Raw genomic sequence first — 15,639 nt, forward strand, 5'->3', positions numbered from 1 at the left:
CAGCCGTGCGCACCTCGACAACACTTGCCGCCTACGCCGTAGGGCTGGTCGCCGTCTTCGGCGCCGCCCTCGGCGTGGGGGCCGCAATCGGAAGCCCGATAGACATGTCCACCACCCAGCACAGCACCCACGAATCAACCACCGAATCGATGCCAGGCATGGATTCGGCAACACCTGCAGGTCTCGAAGTCTCTTCCGGCGGATACACACTCACCGATGTGACCGCACCCGGTCGAGCTGGGGAGCCGGGAACCTTGACCTTCCGGATTCTCGACGACACCAACACGCCCGTCGTCGATTTCGACCTCCTGCACGAGAAGAAACTCCACCTCATTGTCGTCCGAAACGACACCAGCGAATTCCGCCACGTACATCCGTCCCTCGCTGCAGACGGCACCTGGTCGATCGACTGGGCCTGGCCCGCCGCCGGCACCTACCGAGTCTTCGCGGACTTCGATCCCACCGACGGCACCCAACTGACACTCGGCCGAAACTTCGACGTGGCAGGCGAATTCACTCCTGCGCCGCTACCTGAGAAGAGCGCGACCGCAACCGTCGACGGATACACCGTGACTCTCGACGGTGATCTGACCACTGCCGGCGGCCCGATCACGCTGAGCGTTGCTCGCGACGGAGCCCCGGTCACCGATCTCGATCCGTACCTCGGTGCCTTCGGTCACCTCGTTGCCCTGCGCACCGGCGACCTCGCCTACCTGCACGTGCACCCCGAAGGCGAGCCAGGCGACGGCGTCACAGCTCCTGGTCCGGACATTTCCTTCCACGCACAGGCACCGAGCGAAGGCACATACCGACTGTTCCTCGACTTCCAGCACGAAGGCGTGGTTCGGACCGCCGAATTCACTGTTGATGCAGGCACTTCCACGGCTTCAGTTCCAGACAATCACGAGGGAGGGCACTGATGACGTCACCGACTGCGGTCGACAATGCTGCCAACTCGAGCAGCGTCGAACTCGCGATCACCGGGATGACCTGCGCCTCCTGCGCGTCACGAATCGAGAAGAAGCTCAACAAGATCGACGGCGTCACAGCCACCGTCAACTACGCGACGGAGAAGGCCAAGGTCACCTTCCCGGACGGGGTACCCGTCGAAGATCTGGTCACTGCCGTCGAGAACGCCGGTTATTCCGCCGCGCTCCCCAAGCCGCCCAGCGCGCCGGACACCGTCGACCCGGATGCGGAAACCCCGCAGGATCGTGATCTGCGCGAGCTCCGTACCCGCCTGATCATCTCGACTCTTCTCTCCGTGCCGGTCATCGCTATGGCAATGATTCCTGCGCTGCAGTTCGACAACTGGCAATGGCTCTCCCTCACACTGGCCGCACCGGTCATCGTGTGGGCGGCCCTCCCCTTCCACCGGGCTGCCTGGGTGAACCTGCGTCACGGCGCGGCCACGATGGACACGCTCATCTCGCTGGGCACCATCTCGGCCTTCGTCTGGTCGCTCTACGCACTGTTCTTCGGCACTGCGGGCGAAGCCGGTATGAAGCACGCCTTCCGGCTGACGGTCGACCGGATGGACGGCAGCGCCAACATCTACCTCGAAGTTGCCGCGGGCGTCATCACGTTCGTGCTGGCCGGACGCTACTTCGAGCACAAGTCCAAGCGCACGTCCGGCGCCGCACTACGCGCACTCATGGAACTCGGTGCGAAAGACGTCGCGGTATTGCGCAACGGCGTCGAAGTACGAATCCCCGCCGAAGAACTGGCAGCGGGCGACTCCTTCATCGTCCGGCCCGGCGAGAAGATCGCCACCGACGGCATCATCACCGAGGGCCGCTCAGCCGTCGACATGAGCATGTTGACCGGCGAATCCGTGCCGGAGGAAGTCGGTGTCGGGGACACTGTCGTCGGCGCCACCGTCAATGTCGGTGGAACCTTGACCGTCGAGGCAACCCGGGTCGGGAGCGACACCCAACTCGCCCAGATGGCGGCACTGGTCGAAGACGCCCAGAACGGCAAGGCCGAAGTTCAGCGCCTCGCCGATCGGATCGCCGGTATCTTCGTGCCGGTCGTCATCGCGATTGCCGTTGCGACACTGGGCTACTGGCTCGGTACCGGTAACCCCATCGAGATGGCCTTCACCGCTGCGGTCGCCGTGCTGATCATCGCGTGCCCCTGTGCCCTCGGATTGGCAACGCCCACAGCCCTGTTGGTGGGCACGGGTCGCGGAGCTCAGATGGGAATCCTCATCAAGGGACCCGAGGTGCTCGAATCGACGCGCGCAGTCGACACCGTCGTGCTCGACAAGACGGGAACCGTCACCACCGGTCAGATGACATTGCTGGACACCGTGGTGGGCGAAGGAACAACCGTCGACGAGGTCCTTCGGCTGGCCGGCGCACTCGAACATCGCTCCGAGCACCCCATCGCCGCAGCGATCGCGAAGGGTGCGACCGAAGCTGTGGGCGAATTGCCTACGGTCGAGGATTTCGTGAACGTCGCCGGGCGCGGCGTGCAGGGAATGGTCGACGGTCACGCCGTCGTCGCGGGCCGAGACGCGCTGCTCGCCGACTGGTCGATGCCGTTGCCGGAAAATCTCCGCGAGGCGAAGGCTGCAGCAGAGAAGGCCGGGCGCACCGCAATCGCGGTGGGCTGGGACGGCAAGGCGCACGGCATCCTCGTGATCGCCGACGCGGTCAAGGACACGAGCGCCGAAGCAATCGCGCAGTTGAAAGCACTCGGCCTCGAACCGGTTCTGCTGACCGGTGACAACGCCACCGTTGCTCGCACTGTCGCGGATCAGGTCGGGATCAGCACCGTCTTCGCCGAGGTCATGCCTGCGGACAAGGTCGACGCCGTCAAGAAACTGCAAGCGGAAGGACGCGTCGTGGCCATGGTCGGCGACGGCGTGAACGACGCGGCAGCCCTGGCTCAGGCCGATCTCGGCCTGGCGATGGGCACGGGTACCGACGTTGCGATCGAGGCCAGCGACATCACTCTGGTGCGAGGTGACCTGCGGTCGGCAGCCGATGCAATTCGACTGTCCCGCAAGACGCTCAAGACCATCAAGGGCAACCTGTTCTGGGCATTCGCCTACAACACGGCTGCGATCCCGCTGGCTGCGGCCGGCCTGCTCAACCCGATGCTCGCCGGTGCCGCAATGGCATTCAGCAGTGTGTTCGTGGTGAGCAACAGCCTGAGGTTGCGGCGGTTCAAATAAGGGGGCAAGCCCCTGTGCGCGGTTAGGGAGTCCCTGCACTCCTTAACCGCGCACGGGGCTATTCGCCTCCAGCCAGCCGAACGAAGGCTGCTGCGTCGAGCATCTCACCACGCGTCTGTGGCTCGATGCCGGCAGCGAGGAGCCGTCGTTCGGCCTCGGCAGGCGAACCTGCCCAACCGCTGAGCGCGGCACGCAAAGTCTTGCGGCGCTGCGCGAATGCGGCGTCGATCGCCGCAAAAACCTGCTTGCGGTGCTTCTCGTCCATCGGCCACGGCGGCTCCGCATACCGGTCGATACGAACCAGACCTGATTCCACCTTCGGCACCGGCCAGAACACGTTGCGTCCGACGGCACCGGCGCGGCGAACCTCGCCGAAGAAGTTGGCCTTGACGCTGGGAACGCCGTAGATCTTGCTTCCCGGATCAGCCGCCAGGCGGTCGGCAACCTCGGCTTGCACCATCACGAGTGCGGTCCGCAGACTCGGAAGCGACGCGAACAGGTGCAACAGCACCGGCACCGCGACGTTGTACGGCAGGTTCGCGACAAGCGCGGTCGGCTCGCCGGGAATCTGCGAAGGCAGCACACGCATCGCGTCGGCTTCGACGACGGTCAGGCGATCGGCCAGTTCCGGCGCTCGCTCGGCCACCGTCTTCGGCAGGCGAGCCGCGAGGTTGGGATCGATCTCGACCGCGATGACCCGATCGACCACGTCCATCAGCGCCATCGTCAGCGAACCGAGACCAGGCCCTACCTCGAGAACGACGTCGTCACGTGTCACGCCTGCCGTGGTGACGATGCGCCTCACGGTATTGGCGTCGTGAACGAAGTTCTGCCCCAACTGTTTCGTGGGCCGGACACCGAATTCCTCGGCAAGAGCGCGCACCTCGACCGGACCGAGCAGGGCTGCCTGCCCGCGCGGAGTAGCGATGGGTTCGTTCGATTGTTCGGCGTCTGACACCAGTAGAACTTATCCCAGTCCGAGGCGACCCGAGCACGACGGCCATGCGCCCCAGCCCTGAGTGCGCTGGGTCTGTGTCGCAATCGCGATCTGTTCTTCACGGGTGGCGAGGTCGGCGCGGGGCGCATACTTCAACCCGCCCTGTCGTTCCCAGGTGTTCTGATCGAACTGCACGCCGCCGTAGAAACCGTTGCCGGTGTTGATGGCCCAGTTACCGGTGGCCTCGCACTGTGCGAGCGCATCCCACGTCGAACCGTTCTCCACGGGCGGCACCTCGGTGCCCGGCTTCGTTCCGACACGCACGACCTTCGGCTGCGCCGGTGTGGTGATCGTCTCCGCGACCTGGGTACGTCCGGCTTCGACACCGTTGACGAGATTCACGGCGAACGTCACGTCACGCACGCCGGGCACGCCCGGGTTCTCGACGATCGTGCGGCTCTGGTTCATCGTCGGATCCTCGATGCGCTGATCCGGCGGATCGAGCGGCAAGGTCTCGACCTTGCTCTCGGTGCGGTTGCGCGTCACCGTGACCTCCAGGCCCTCGGTCAGTGGAGCGTCGGCGGCGGGAACCACCGTGTCCGACTGCTCGAGCGGAGTGCCGTTGGCGGTAAGGAACTCCCCGACCGTCGGCGCCGCGATACGCACGTCTGCTGCCGCGTTTGCGCCGTCGACCAGTTTTGCGACGACCGGTGTCAGCACGTCGAGCGCGGCGCCGTCCAGCGGAAGACGCTGCGAGCGCGAAGCCGACACGTGCACATCCGCCGCGACGTCCAACTGCTTCAACGCGTCGTCGACGGTCAAGGCTGTGGTCCAGAGCTTCTGCGGCTGACCGTCGACCGTCAGCGTGATCTCACGGGCACGACGGAGCACCACGGTGTCGCCGTCGGACAGCGAAGCGTCGGCCGCGGGAGCAACTGCATCCTTGTCACCGATCGGGTAACCCGCGTCCTCGAGAGCGCCGTCGACGTTGGTCGACATGGTGCTCAGGCGAATCTGCTCACCGTCGACATCGAGAGTGATGGTCTTGTGCCGGACGACGGCCAGAACACCACCCACGAGAACCGTCAGGAGAAGAGCGGCGATCGCCGAGTACAACAACGGCGACCTGGTCGAGTTGATTTTGGCGAACGGTGACATCGGTTCCTGTGTTCTGTGAGGTGTGAGCGCGTCAGCGCAGGCCCAATTTGCTGGTGCAGGACGGCCAAGCACCCCAGCCCTGACCGGCGCGGACCTTCTCGCCGATCGCGATCTGCTGTTCACGTGATGCGAGGTCGGCGCGAGCTGCGTACTGACCGCCGCCGAATGCTTCCCAGGTGCTCTGGGTGAACTGAAGTCCTCCGTAGAAACCGTTGCCGGTGTTGATGGCCCAGTTTCCGGTCGCCTCGCACTGAGCAATGGCATCCCACGTCGACGCGTTGGACACAGCGGGAGCGGAAGCCTGCTTGGTACCGACCTTCACCACTGCTGCGACCGGTTCCTTGATCACGGTCGCGGACAGTTCGGTTCGTCCGGCCTCGACGCCGTTGACGGTCTTGACCTCGACGGTGGCCGTGCGCTCACCCGGAACACCCGGGTTCTCGACGACGGTCTTGTCCTTCTCCAGCTCGGGATCCTCGACCTTGTTCTCCGGCGGCGCGATCGGCTGCGTCTCGACGCGAGTGTCCGTGCGGTCGCGAGTGACCTGGATGGTCAGGCCGTTGGTAACGGGTGTCTCGGCGGTGGGAACCACCGAGTCGGCCTGCTCGAGCGGCGTATTCTTGGCCGCGAGAAGATCGCCGACGGTCACGGCGGCGAGCTTGACCTCCGCCGCGGGAGCGCCACCGTCGCTGACGCTGACGGTCTTCGGGCTGACGACGTCGAGCTCGGTCCGTTCGAGCGGCAGACGATGCGAGCGCGAAGCCGAGACTGCGAAGTCGTCGGAAACATCTACCTGCTTCAATGCCTCGTCGACCGTCAATGCGGTGGTCCAGATGGTGGTCGGCTGACCGTCGACGGTCAGAGCCAACTCACGGGCACGGCGTAGTACGACGGTATCGCCATCGGACAGGGAGGAATCGGCACTGGGTGCGAGCGCGTCCTTGGGATCGACCGGGTATCCGGCGTCCTCGAGAGCGGTACCGACGCTGCTCGACATCGTGGACAGCGAAATCATGTCGCCGTCGACGTCGAGGGTGATCGTCTTGTGCCGAACCACGGCGAGCGCACCCCCGACGATGAGCGTCAGAAGCAACGCACCCACCACTGAATAGAGAAGTGGTGACTTCGTGGAGTTGATCTTGGCAAAAGGCGACACAGGAAATCCCAAGGCAGACGACGTTCGATCACAATACGGTAACGACCGAGCGTTGTATCGGCAACCAAATCACAACGAAATGCGACTTTTGTCACGGAACGGCAACGGCGTGTCGTGTGTTCTACACTTTCCGGCTCCGATACCCGTGTATCGATTCAGCTCTGGGCGCAGTATGTTCTCGTCTGGTTCAAAGCAGTCCGGCGATCCCGGGCGCGACAGAAGAAAGCTGGGCGATAGTGCGAAGAAGATTCGACAGACCACGTAATGCCAGGTGGCCGATCCTGGCCATCCTGCTGGCGCTGATCGCAGCGCTGTTCGCCCCCGGAATCGCGAGCGCGCAACCCGGCCGCACCTACACGATCGCCACCGATCTGACATTCGCCCCGTTCGAATTCGAGAACGAAGACGGCAAACTCGTCGGCATCGACATCGACCTGCTCAATGCGATCGCCGAGGACCAAGGCTTCAAGGTCGACATCAAGCAGCTCGGCTTCGACGCGGCCCTTCAGGCCGTGCAGGCCGGGCAGGCGGACGGCGTCATCGCGGGCATGTCCATCACCGACGCCCGCAAGCAGGTGTTCGACTTCTCCGACCCGTACTTCGAGTCGGGCGTGCAGATGGCGGTCCTCGAGACCGACAACGACGTGAAGTCGTACGAGGATCTGAGGGGCAAGCGCGTCGCCGTCAAGAACGGCACCGAGGGCGCCAGCTTCGCCGAGTCCATCAAGGACCAATACGGCTTCACCACAGTCTATTTCGCCGACTCCGCCAGCATGTACGACGAGGTCCGCACCGGGAACTCCGTCGCAGTCTTCGACGACTACCCCGTCCTCGCCTACGGCATCACACAGGGCAACGGCCTCAAGACGGTCACCGAAAAAGAGGTGGGCGCGAGCTACGGCTTCGCAGTCAACAAGGGCCAGAACGCCGAACTGCTCCAGATGTTCAACGCCGGACTGCAGAACCTGCGCGACGACGGCCAGTACGACGAAATCGTCTCGACCTACCTCGGTCAGGGCGCGTCGACGTCGGACAACTCCATCATCGGCTTGATCAAGAGCACCTACCCGCAGCTTCTCAAGGGCCTGTGGTTGACGATCGTTCTCTCCGTCGTCTCGATCGCGATCGCTCTGGTCCTAGGCGCGATCTTCGGTCTCTGCCGCGTGTCCACCAACATGTTCGTCCGAGGTATAGGCACAACCTACGTCGACATCTTCCGCGGCACACCGCTGTTGGTGCAGGCATTCTTCATCTACTTCGGCATCCCGGCAGCCCTGCATTTCCAGATGTCCGCCTTCACCGCAGGCATCATCACGCTCTCGCTCAACGCCGGCGCGTACATGGCTGAAATCGTCCGCGGCGGCATCCTGTCCGTCGACAAGGGACAGATGGAGGCGTCACGAAGCCTGGGCATCAGCTACATGAAGTCGATGCGAAAAGTCATCATGCCGCAGGCAATTCGCACGATGATCCCGTCGTACATCAACCAGTTCGTGATCACCCTCAAGGACACGTCGATCCTGTCGGTCATCGGACTCGCCGAGCTCACTCAGACAGGGCGCATCATCATCGCGCGCAACTTCCAGTCGTTCAACATGTGGCTGATCATCGGCGTCATGTACTTCATCATCATCATGGCGCTCACCAAGCTGTCGAACCGCCTCGAGAAGAGGATCAACAAGTGACCGAAACAGCCGTCAACATGGGCAAGTCCGCCACCGAGGTCAAGATTTCGGTCAAGGGACTGAAGAAGTCGTTCGGCGACAACGAGGTCCTCAAGGGCCTGGACGTCGACATCAAGAGCGGTGAAGTGGTCTGCGTCATCGGGCCTTCAGGTTCCGGCAAGTCGACCTTCCTGCGTTGCCTCAACCGCCTCGAAGACATCACCGCCGGATCCGTGCGCGTCGACCAGTTCGACCTCACGAACAAGGATGTCGACATCGACAAGGTGCGCCAGCACATCGGGATGGTGTTCCAGCACTTCAACCTGTTCCCCCACATGAGCGTCGTCGAAAACGTGATGCTCGCTCCGGTGCAGACCGGGCGATCGACCAAGGAGCAGGCTCGCGAGATCGCCGTCAAACTGCTCGGCCAGGTCGGTCTCGCGGAGAAGGCAGATGCCAAGCCCGCCAGCCTGTCCGGTGGGCAGAAGCAGCGCGTTGCCATCGCCCGCGCACTCGCGATGAGTCCGGACATCATGCTCTTCGACGAGGCCACCAGCGCCCTCGACCCCGAAATGGTGGGTGAGGTTCTGCAGGTGCTGCGCGACCTCGCCAAGCAGGGCATGACCATGGTCGTCGTGACCCACGAGATGGGCTTCGCCCGTGAGGTTTCCGACCGAGTCATCTTCATGGCCGACGGATACATCGTCGAAGAAGGTAAGCCGGAGAGTCTGTTCGGCAACCCCCAGCAGCAGCGCACCCAGGACTTCCTGGCGAAGGTTCTCTAGGGGCAAGCCCCCTGTGCGCCTTTTTGGTAGCGGGGATTACCGGAAAGGCGCACGGGTGGTGGCCAATTCGACGACAACGGCCGTCTCCATCCAGCCACGACGACCGGCAACCAGCGACGACATGCCGCGAAAAGACCGTGGGACCTTCTCGACTCGAACGTGATCGGTGCTCCCAGGTACCAATACCCAGTGCCTGGGTTCTTGTTCGACAAACTCGCCGCGCTCGAGTCGGATCGAGAGAACGATCCCGGCCGTAGGTTCCACGTCGTCGGGATAGATTCCTCCATGAACCGTCCCGTCGAACCACAGCGACTCACGTATGGGGTGCAAAGCCCACGCAGATTTTTCGCCGACCACCGGCAACGGTGCACAGCACTCGAATTCCCACGTTTCGATGCGGACTGTGACCACGTTGTAGTCATTCATCTGAATACTCCGCGCAGTAGACGAACCGGGACACGACGGTCCCGGGCGCGGAGTTACCTGTCAGACCACCATAGCGTCAGAGCTTGTAGACGCGCTCCGCTGTCGCCGTGGACGCTGCTGCCAGCGCCTGCGGATCCTCACCGCGGATGTCTGCGAGCGCGCGCACCGTGTACGGCAGGCAGTACGACTCGTTGGGCGCACCGCGGAACGGGTGCGGCGTCAAGAACGGCGCATCCGTCTCGACGATCAGCTGATCCGAGGGCACCAACAGCGCGGCCTCACGCAGCGCCTTCGCATTCTTGAAACTCACGGTTCCCGAGAAACTCAACACGTAGCCCGCGTCGATGCACGCACGGGCCATCTCCGAATCCGAGGAGAAGCAATGGAACACCACGGTCTCCGGCGCACCTTCCTCGTGCAGCACCCGCAGCAGGTCCTCATCGGCTTCGCGATTGTGAATCATCAGCGTCTTGCCGAGACGCTTCGCGAGGTCGATGTGCCACCGGAAACCGTCGACCTGCTCCTCGATGGTGGCGCACCCTTCGAGCTTGCCTGGCCAGTAGAGATCCAGCCCGGTCTCCCCCACCGCGACGACCCGCGGATCGGACGCCAACCGTTCTATCTCGGCTCTGGTGTCGACATCGAGGACGTTCGCCCTGGTCGGATGGATTGCGACGGCTGCGTAAACCCTCGAATCCCAGTTCGCAGCGTCGACGGCAAAGCGTGCGGCATCAAGGTCGTCGGCCACCGTGACGACCCGTCCGACGCCGACGGCTTCGGCCCGATCGACAATTTCGGCCACGGTCGCAGCGTCGTGCGCACCACAGGCGTCGAGGTGCGTATGTGCGTCGATCAGAGGCGACAAGGGCTCAGGGGCATCGGGGGCGGGACGGTCTTTGCTCACGCCCGATAGAGTAAGCCCACCATGACTGTGCCTGCCTCACCCTCCCAGACCCCGCGCCCGGACTCCGCTGCCCCGGAAGGCGCGGAACGATCGCCGTTCTACATCACGACAGCGATCGCGTATCCCAACGGCGCTCCGCACATCGGCCACGCGTACGAGTACATCTCCTCGGACGCGCTCGCCCGCTTCAAGCGGTTGGACGGTCATGAAGTGTTCTTCATGACCGGCACCGACGAGCACGGTCTGAAGATGCAGCAGACAGCAATCAAAGAGGGCATCGACGTCCGCGAACTCGCGGCTCGGAACTCCGACGTGTTCCAGAACCTCGACAAGGTCCTGAACATCTCGTACGACCGGTTCATCCGCACCACCGACGCCGACCATCAGGTCGCCAGCAAGGCGATCTGGGAAAAGATGGCCGCATCGGGCGACATCTACCTCGACACCTACTCGGGGTGGTATTCGGTTCGTGACGAGGCCTTCTACACCGAAGCCGAGACCACTCTTCTGGACGACGGCACCCGTCAGTCGACGGAGACCGGCACTCCGGTGGAGTGGACCGAGGAGTCCAACTACACCTTCCGTCTCTCGGCCTACGAGGACCGTTTGCTCGCTCTGTACGAAGAGCATCCCGAGTTCATTGCCCCCGCGACACGTCGCAACGAGATCGTCAGCTTCGTCAAGGGCGGCCTCAAGGACCTGTCGATCTCGCGCACCACGTTCGACTGGGGCGTCGAGGTTCCCGGAGACCCCGACCACGTCATGTACGTCTGGGTCGACGCACTCACCAACTACCTGACCGGCGTGGGCTATCCGAACGTCGACTCGGCGGAGTTCGAGAAGTTCTGGCCCGCGAGCCTGCACATCATCGGCAAGGACATCACACGGTTCCACACCGTGTACTGGCCGGCGTTCCTCATGTCTGCCGGCATCGAACTGCCGGAACGAGTCTTCGTCCACGGGTTCTTGTACAACAAGGGCGAGAAGATGTCGAAGTCGGTCGGCAACGTGGTCGATCCGATCGCGATGGTCGATCAGTACGGCCTCGACGCGGTCCGCTTCTTCCTGCTCCGCGAGATCTCGTACGGCCAGGACGGCAGCTACAGCCACGAAGCAATCGTGACTCGCATGAACGCCGACCTGTCCAACGAACTGGGCAACCTCGCGCAGCGTTCACTGACGATGGTCGCGAAGAACTGCGATGCCCAGGTCCCCACCCCCGGTGAGTTCACCGAGGACGACCTGGCGATGCTGGCGTCGGCGGATGCCTTGCTTGCCAAGTGTCGCAGCGAGTTCGACGTGCAGGCGCTGCATCTCGCGTTGGAAGCCATCTGGGGCGTTCTCGGCGAGACCAACCGGTACTTCTCCAAGCAGGAACCGTGGGTTCTGCGCAAGACGGATCCGGCACGCATGGCGACGGTTCTGTACGTGACGCTCGAAGTGGTCCGTATCGTCGGGCTTCTCGTTCAGCCGGTGATGCCCGACGCGGCGTCACGCATCCTCGATCTGCTTGGCCAGAGCGAAGAGAACCGGCAGTTCGCCGACATTGCGGTTCGCATCGACGCGAACCGGAAACTGCCTGCTCCGGCGCCAGTTTTCCCCCGCTTCGTCGAGGAATGAGCTAAGCGAGAGTGCCGCACGTGGGGTCCGAGATATCCGGTTACAGGCGGATGTGTCGGACCCCACGTGCACACTCCAGCCATGACGACGAATAGAACATACATTCGAACCAGCGCTTCGGCGCAGACACTGCCATGGAACGGAGCGCGGGTGTCCACTCAGGAGGTCAGCCCTCAATCCGTCTCTGCGGCGCAGGGTCTCGTCAGCGAACTGACGGCCGCCTACGAACGCGGATGGCAACCGGCGGATCTGATCCATCTGGCACGCCGAAGCAAAGACGCGTCCGACGCCGATCTCGCTGCCACCACCATCCTGTTCGACGCGAAGGCGTCGCGCGCCTCCGATCGCGCTCCGCTCGAATGGGTGGGGCAGTTGCAGACGATCGGCGAGCAGTATCCGAAGTCTCGGCACATCGCTTCTCGAATCACCGTGGACGACGACGTTTTTCGCTCCCTCGCGGCCGGCCTTCTGTTCCAGGATCCCTACTTCCTCGTTTCGCAGATCGTCGACGTCGCGCGATCGTGGATGCGCCTACCTCAGTGGACGGTGTTGCTCGCGCCACCATCCACCTGGCCGTCGCAACGCACCGATACCAGCTATGCCGGCGTCGGCGATACCGAGGTCGACGCCAAGGTACTCAAGCGAATTCGTGGACTACTCGCCAAAGCGGAAGCAACCAACTTCGCGGAAGAAGCCGAGATTTTCACCGCGAAGGCCCAGGAGTTGATGACCCGGTACGCCATCGACTCCGCACTGCTCCACAGTCGCGCCGGGGTCACCGACACATCCGTCAATGCCCGACGCATTCACATCGAGAACCCGTACGTGAAGGAAAAGGTTCACCTCCTGACCGAGATCGGCGAATCGAATCGAGTCAGGACTGTCTGGTTCAGCGACATTGCACTCGCGACCGTCGTCGGCACTCCGGTCGACCTTCAGCAAGTCGACATGCTGTTCACTTCCCTGCTCGTACAGGCAACCCGTGCAATGCAATTCGCCGACTCGAGCAATCGCGGCGGCTCACGCACCACCTCGTTCCGCAAGGGATTCCTGGCCGGGTTCGCCAGCCGCATCGGACACCGCCTGCGTGACGCCGGCACCAAAGCCACCGCCGAAGCGGCCGACGCGGCATCGATGGACGTCGCGGATCTTCTGCCGATCCTCGCCACCACATCCGAGGCCGTCGACGCCGAATTCGATCGATTGTTCCCGACAACCCGCAAGACTCGCGGACGGTCCGTGGACGCCGAAGGCTGGCACGCCGGCCAGGCTGCAGCCGACGACGCCAACCTGCGTCCCGGCGCACCCGCCGTGAACCGCTCCCGCTAGTCCTTTCGAGCGGCCAGGACCGTCTCGTACAACTCACGCTTGGAGACTCCGGCCGTTGCGACCAGAGCACACGCGTCCTTCAATCGTGCTCCCCCCTCGACCAGCCTTTCCACCTCGTCGACCAGATCGGCAGGATCAGATGCCACCAGCACTGCGCCTTCGAGCACCACCGTGATCTCACCGCGAACGCCCTCGGCGGCCCAAGCAGCTAACTCCCCGAGAGTGCCGCGCTTCACTTCCTCGTAGGTCTTGGTCAATTCCCGGCACACGGCTGCGCGGCGATTCGGCCCGAGCACTTCCACCGCATCTGCGAGGCAGTCGGCAAGGCGATGAGGCGCTTCGAAGAACACACACGCTCGCTGCTCGGTTGCCAAGGCAGAGAGCCACGTCTTGCGCTGCCCCTGCTTACGCGGCGGGAACCCGTCGAAGCAGAACCGCTCGACGGGCAATCCGGAGAGTGCCAGCGCCGTCGTCACCGCCGACGGACCGGGCAAGCACGTGACGGCGAGGTTCTCGGCTACGCAGGCGGCGACAAGGCGATATCCGGGATCGCTGACCGACGGCATGCCCGCGTCCGTGACCAGCAGGACGGTCTTGCCTTCGGCGACGTCGGCGACCAGCGCGGGCAGCCGGGAAATCTCGACCTGATCGTAGAAACTGACGATCTTCCCGGTGATGGTTACCTCGAGCGCGGACGCCAGAGACTTGGTGCGTCGTGTGTCCTCCGCAGCAACGACGTCGGCGGTTGCGAGAGCAGACCGAAGACGCGGAGACGCGTCACCGACATCTCCCATGGGTGTTGCGGCGAGTACCAAGCGACCAGTCATACCTGACAGCCTACGATTGCCAGGTGACTGTGCAGACGGACGAGCGGCCAACGCCCGCCACGAGCGATCGGGTAATGCGTAGTCCCGGCCCGCTGGTACCGGATCCTGATTTCGGCCCGACCGACAGATTGCGCGGCTGGATCGTCACCGCTTTCGTCACCGCTATCGCGGCGATCACACGCTTCACGATGCTCGCCTACCCGACCGACGCCGGCACACCTGTCTTCGACGAGAAGCACTACGTTCCGCAGGGCTGGCAAGTTCTGACCGGTGGCGGCATCGAAGACAATCCCGGTTACGGATTGGTGGTACACCCGCCCATCGGTAAGCAGATGATCGCGATCGGCGAAGCACTCTTCGGTTACAACGGTTGGGGGTGGCGATTCTCGTCGGCCCTGGTCGGGACACTGATGGTCTTGCTGATCATCCGGATCGTGCGCCGCATGACGCGCTCCACGCTGATCGGCGCGATTGCCGGAATCCTGCTCATCGTCGACGGCGTCACCTTCGTCTCCTCACGCCTGGGGATGCTCGACATCTTCCTGGCTTTCTTCGTCCTCGCTGCTCTCGGATGCCTGGTGGTCGATCGCGACCAAGTCCGCGAACGGATGGCGAAGGTATACGAAGAGGGCCGAATCGGCGACTCTGCCTGGGGTCCGCGGCTGGGTTTCCGGTGGTGGAGGTTCGGCGCCGGCATCCTGCTCGGCCTGGCCTGCGGAACCAAGTGGTCCGGCATGTACTTCATTCTGTTCTTCGGATTGCTCAGTGTTGCCTTCGACCTGTCAGCGCGCCGCGCCTACCGCGTGCAGCGCCCATGGGTCGGCACTGCAGTTCGCGACATCGGGCCGGCTCTGTATGCGTTGGTGATCATTCCGCTCGGTGTGTACCTCGCGAGCTACTGGGCCTGGTTCACCAGCGAGACCGGCGTCGACCGTCACGCCGTCGGTAACGAGATCGGTGAGGGCGGCACATGGAGCTTCATTCCCTCCGCGCTGCGCTCACTCTGGTACTACAGCGGAAACGTTCTCCAGTTCCACGCCGGTCTGACCAACTCCGCCGGAAACCACCACCCGTGGGAGTCGAAACCGTGGACGTGGCCGATGGGGCTACGACCGATGCTCTACTACTACGCCGACGGCGAGCAGGTCACCGGTTGCGGGGCCGCCAGCTGCGTCAAGGCCGTGATGCTGATCGGCACACCGGCGATGTGGTGGCTGGCCCTACCGATGTTGGCGTGGGCGATCTGGCAGACGTTCGTGCGCAGGGACTGGCGATACGCCGTGGTCCTGACGGGCTACGGTGCCGCTTACCTCCCGTGGTTCGCGACGCTCGACCGCCAGATGTACTACTTCTACGCAGTTGCACTCGCCCCGTTCATGGTCATGGGATTTGCGCTGGTCCTCGGCGATGTACTGGGCAAGGCGAGCGCGTCCGTCGAGCGTCGTACCACCGGACTTCTGGCAGTCAGTCTGTACATCGGTCTGGTCGTGGCCAACTTCGTCTACCTCTGGCCGATACTCACCGCCATGCCGATCACGCCGGAATCGTGGCAGAACCATCTGTGGTTGCCCAGCTGGAAATAACCGGACGACAAAGGGGCACCGAACCGCAGTTCGGTGCCCCTTCACAGTTCAAGTCCTACTCCGCTCAAG

13 protein-coding genes are annotated in these 15,639 nt (G+C 63.6%); 7 read left to right on the forward strand and 6 right to left on the reverse strand.

Annotated features, from left to right (window positions below; all coding sequences use genetic code 11):
- Positions 1-5 precede the first annotated feature (5 nt).
- Entirely contained in the window at positions 6-920 is a 915-nt protein-coding gene (locus M0639_RS21220; protein ID WP_064074038.1) for a hypothetical protein, read from the forward strand.
- The gene (locus tag M0639_RS21225; RefSeq protein ID WP_003946240.1) at positions 920-3,181 is read left to right on the forward strand and encodes a heavy metal translocating P-type ATPase; all 2,262 of its coding nucleotides are present in this window, start codon (positions 920-922) and stop codon (positions 3,179-3,181) included. Before M0639_RS21220 ends, M0639_RS21225 begins: the two co-directional genes overlap by 1 nt.
- Before the next feature lie 58 nt (positions 3,182-3,239).
- Here the strand turns inward: M0639_RS21225 and rsmA are convergent, their stop codons facing one another.
- The 3 genes from rsmA to M0639_RS21240 are packed head-to-tail and all read right to left on the reverse strand — an operon-like array spanning position 3,240 to position 6,432.
- Entirely contained in the window at positions 3,240-4,139 is a 900-nt protein-coding gene (gene rsmA, locus M0639_RS21230; protein WP_003946263.1) for a 16S rRNA (adenine(1518)-N(6)/adenine(1519)-N(6))-dimethyltransferase RsmA, read from the reverse strand.
- Between the two features lie 9 nt (positions 4,140-4,148).
- A complete protein-coding gene (locus M0639_RS21235) occupies positions 4,149-5,276 on the reverse strand; it encodes a resuscitation-promoting factor (RefSeq protein WP_064074037.1) in 1,128 nt (375 codons plus the stop codon).
- Between the two features lie 31 nt (positions 5,277-5,307).
- Positions 5,308-6,432, reverse strand: coding sequence for a resuscitation-promoting factor (locus M0639_RS21240; RefSeq protein ID WP_063316774.1), 1,125 nt, complete (start codon positions 6,430-6,432; stop codon positions 5,308-5,310).
- Positions 6,433-6,668: 236 nt separating this feature from the next.
- On the opposite strand from M0639_RS21240, the gene M0639_RS21245 reads away from it, so the two are divergent.
- Together M0639_RS21245 and M0639_RS21250 are read left to right on the forward strand one after the other, a co-directional pair.
- A complete protein-coding gene (locus tag M0639_RS21245; protein ID WP_003946214.1) occupies positions 6,669-8,117 on the forward strand; it encodes an amino acid ABC transporter substrate-binding protein/permease in 1,449 nt (482 codons plus the stop codon).
- Positions 8,114-8,881 (forward strand): amino acid ABC transporter ATP-binding protein, encoded by a 768-nt coding sequence (locus M0639_RS21250; RefSeq protein ID WP_003946239.1) that lies wholly within the window; start codon positions 8,114-8,116, stop codon positions 8,879-8,881. Before M0639_RS21245 ends, M0639_RS21250 begins: the two co-directional genes overlap by 4 nt.
- 36 nt (positions 8,882-8,917) lie before the next feature.
- On the opposite strand, the gene M0639_RS21255 is transcribed toward M0639_RS21250, so the two are convergent.
- Both M0639_RS21255 and M0639_RS21260 read right to left on the reverse strand, forming a co-directional pair.
- Positions 8,918-9,307 carry a DUF6578 domain-containing protein gene (locus tag M0639_RS21255; protein WP_058037034.1) on the reverse strand — a complete coding sequence of 130 codons (390 nt, stop codon included), beginning with the start codon at positions 9,305-9,307 and terminating at the stop codon, positions 8,918-8,920.
- 76 nt (positions 9,308-9,383) lie between these two features.
- Positions 9,384-10,211 carry a TatD family hydrolase gene (locus M0639_RS21260; protein WP_030536315.1) on the reverse strand — a complete coding sequence of 276 codons (828 nt, stop codon included), beginning with the start codon at positions 10,209-10,211 and terminating at the stop codon, positions 9,384-9,386.
- A 21-nt stretch (positions 10,212-10,232) separates the two neighbouring features.
- Between M0639_RS21260 and metG the strand changes: the two genes are divergently transcribed.
- Entirely contained in the window at positions 10,233-11,831 is a 1,599-nt protein-coding gene (gene metG, locus M0639_RS21265) for a methionine--tRNA ligase (RefSeq protein ID WP_003946248.1), read from the forward strand.
- A gap of 81 nt (positions 11,832-11,912) precedes the next feature.
- Positions 11,913-13,160 carry a DUF2786 domain-containing protein gene (locus tag M0639_RS21270; protein WP_231915161.1) on the forward strand — a complete coding sequence of 416 codons (1,248 nt, stop codon included), beginning with the start codon at positions 11,913-11,915 and terminating at the stop codon, positions 13,158-13,160.
- Here the strand turns inward: M0639_RS21270 and rsmI are convergent.
- On the reverse strand, positions 13,157-13,987 hold the full coding sequence (gene rsmI / locus M0639_RS21275) for a 16S rRNA (cytidine(1402)-2'-O)-methyltransferase (RefSeq protein WP_003946264.1): 831 nt from the start codon (positions 13,985-13,987) through the stop codon (positions 13,157-13,159). The genes M0639_RS21270 and rsmI overlap by 4 nt on opposite strands.
- A 74-nt stretch (positions 13,988-14,061) precedes the next feature.
- Here rsmI and M0639_RS21280 point away from each other — a divergent pair, with 74 nt between their 5' ends.
- Positions 14,062-15,570, forward strand: coding sequence for a dolichyl-phosphate-mannose--protein mannosyltransferase (locus M0639_RS21280; RefSeq protein WP_003946230.1), 1,509 nt, complete (start codon positions 14,062-14,064; stop codon positions 15,568-15,570).
- Positions 15,571-15,639: the final 69 nt, after the last annotated feature.

Origin of the sequence: Rhodococcus qingshengii JCM 15477 (assembly GCF_023221595.1) — a bacterium.
GTDB classification, from domain to species: domain Bacteria; phylum Actinomycetota; class Actinomycetes; order Mycobacteriales; family Mycobacteriaceae; genus Rhodococcus_F; species Rhodococcus_F qingshengii.

Excerpts from the sequence above, each read along its gene's own strand:
- metG (WP_003946248.1), top strand. The coding sequence starts at position 10,233 with ATGACTGTGCCTGCCTCACCCTCCCAGACCCCGCGCCCGGACTCCGCT.
- M0639_RS21280 (WP_003946230.1), top strand. The coding sequence starts at position 14,062 with ATGCGTAGTCCCGGCCCGCTGGTACCGGATCCTGATTTCGGCCCGACC.
- M0639_RS21270 (WP_231915161.1), top strand. The coding sequence starts at position 11,913 with ATGACGACGAATAGAACATACATTCGAACCAGCGCTTCGGCGCAGACA.
- rsmI (WP_003946264.1), bottom strand. The coding sequence starts at position 13,987 with ATGACTGGTCGCTTGGTACTCGCCGCAACACCCATGGGAGATGTCGGT.
- M0639_RS21235 (WP_064074037.1), bottom strand. The coding sequence starts at position 5,276 with ATGTCACCGTTCGCCAAAATCAACTCGACCAGGTCGCCGTTGTTGTAC.
- M0639_RS21225 (WP_003946240.1), top strand. The coding sequence starts at position 920 with ATGACGTCACCGACTGCGGTCGACAATGCTGCCAACTCGAGCAGCGTC.
- M0639_RS21255 (WP_058037034.1), bottom strand. The coding sequence starts at position 9,307 with ATGAATGACTACAACGTGGTCACAGTCCGCATCGAAACGTGGGAATTC.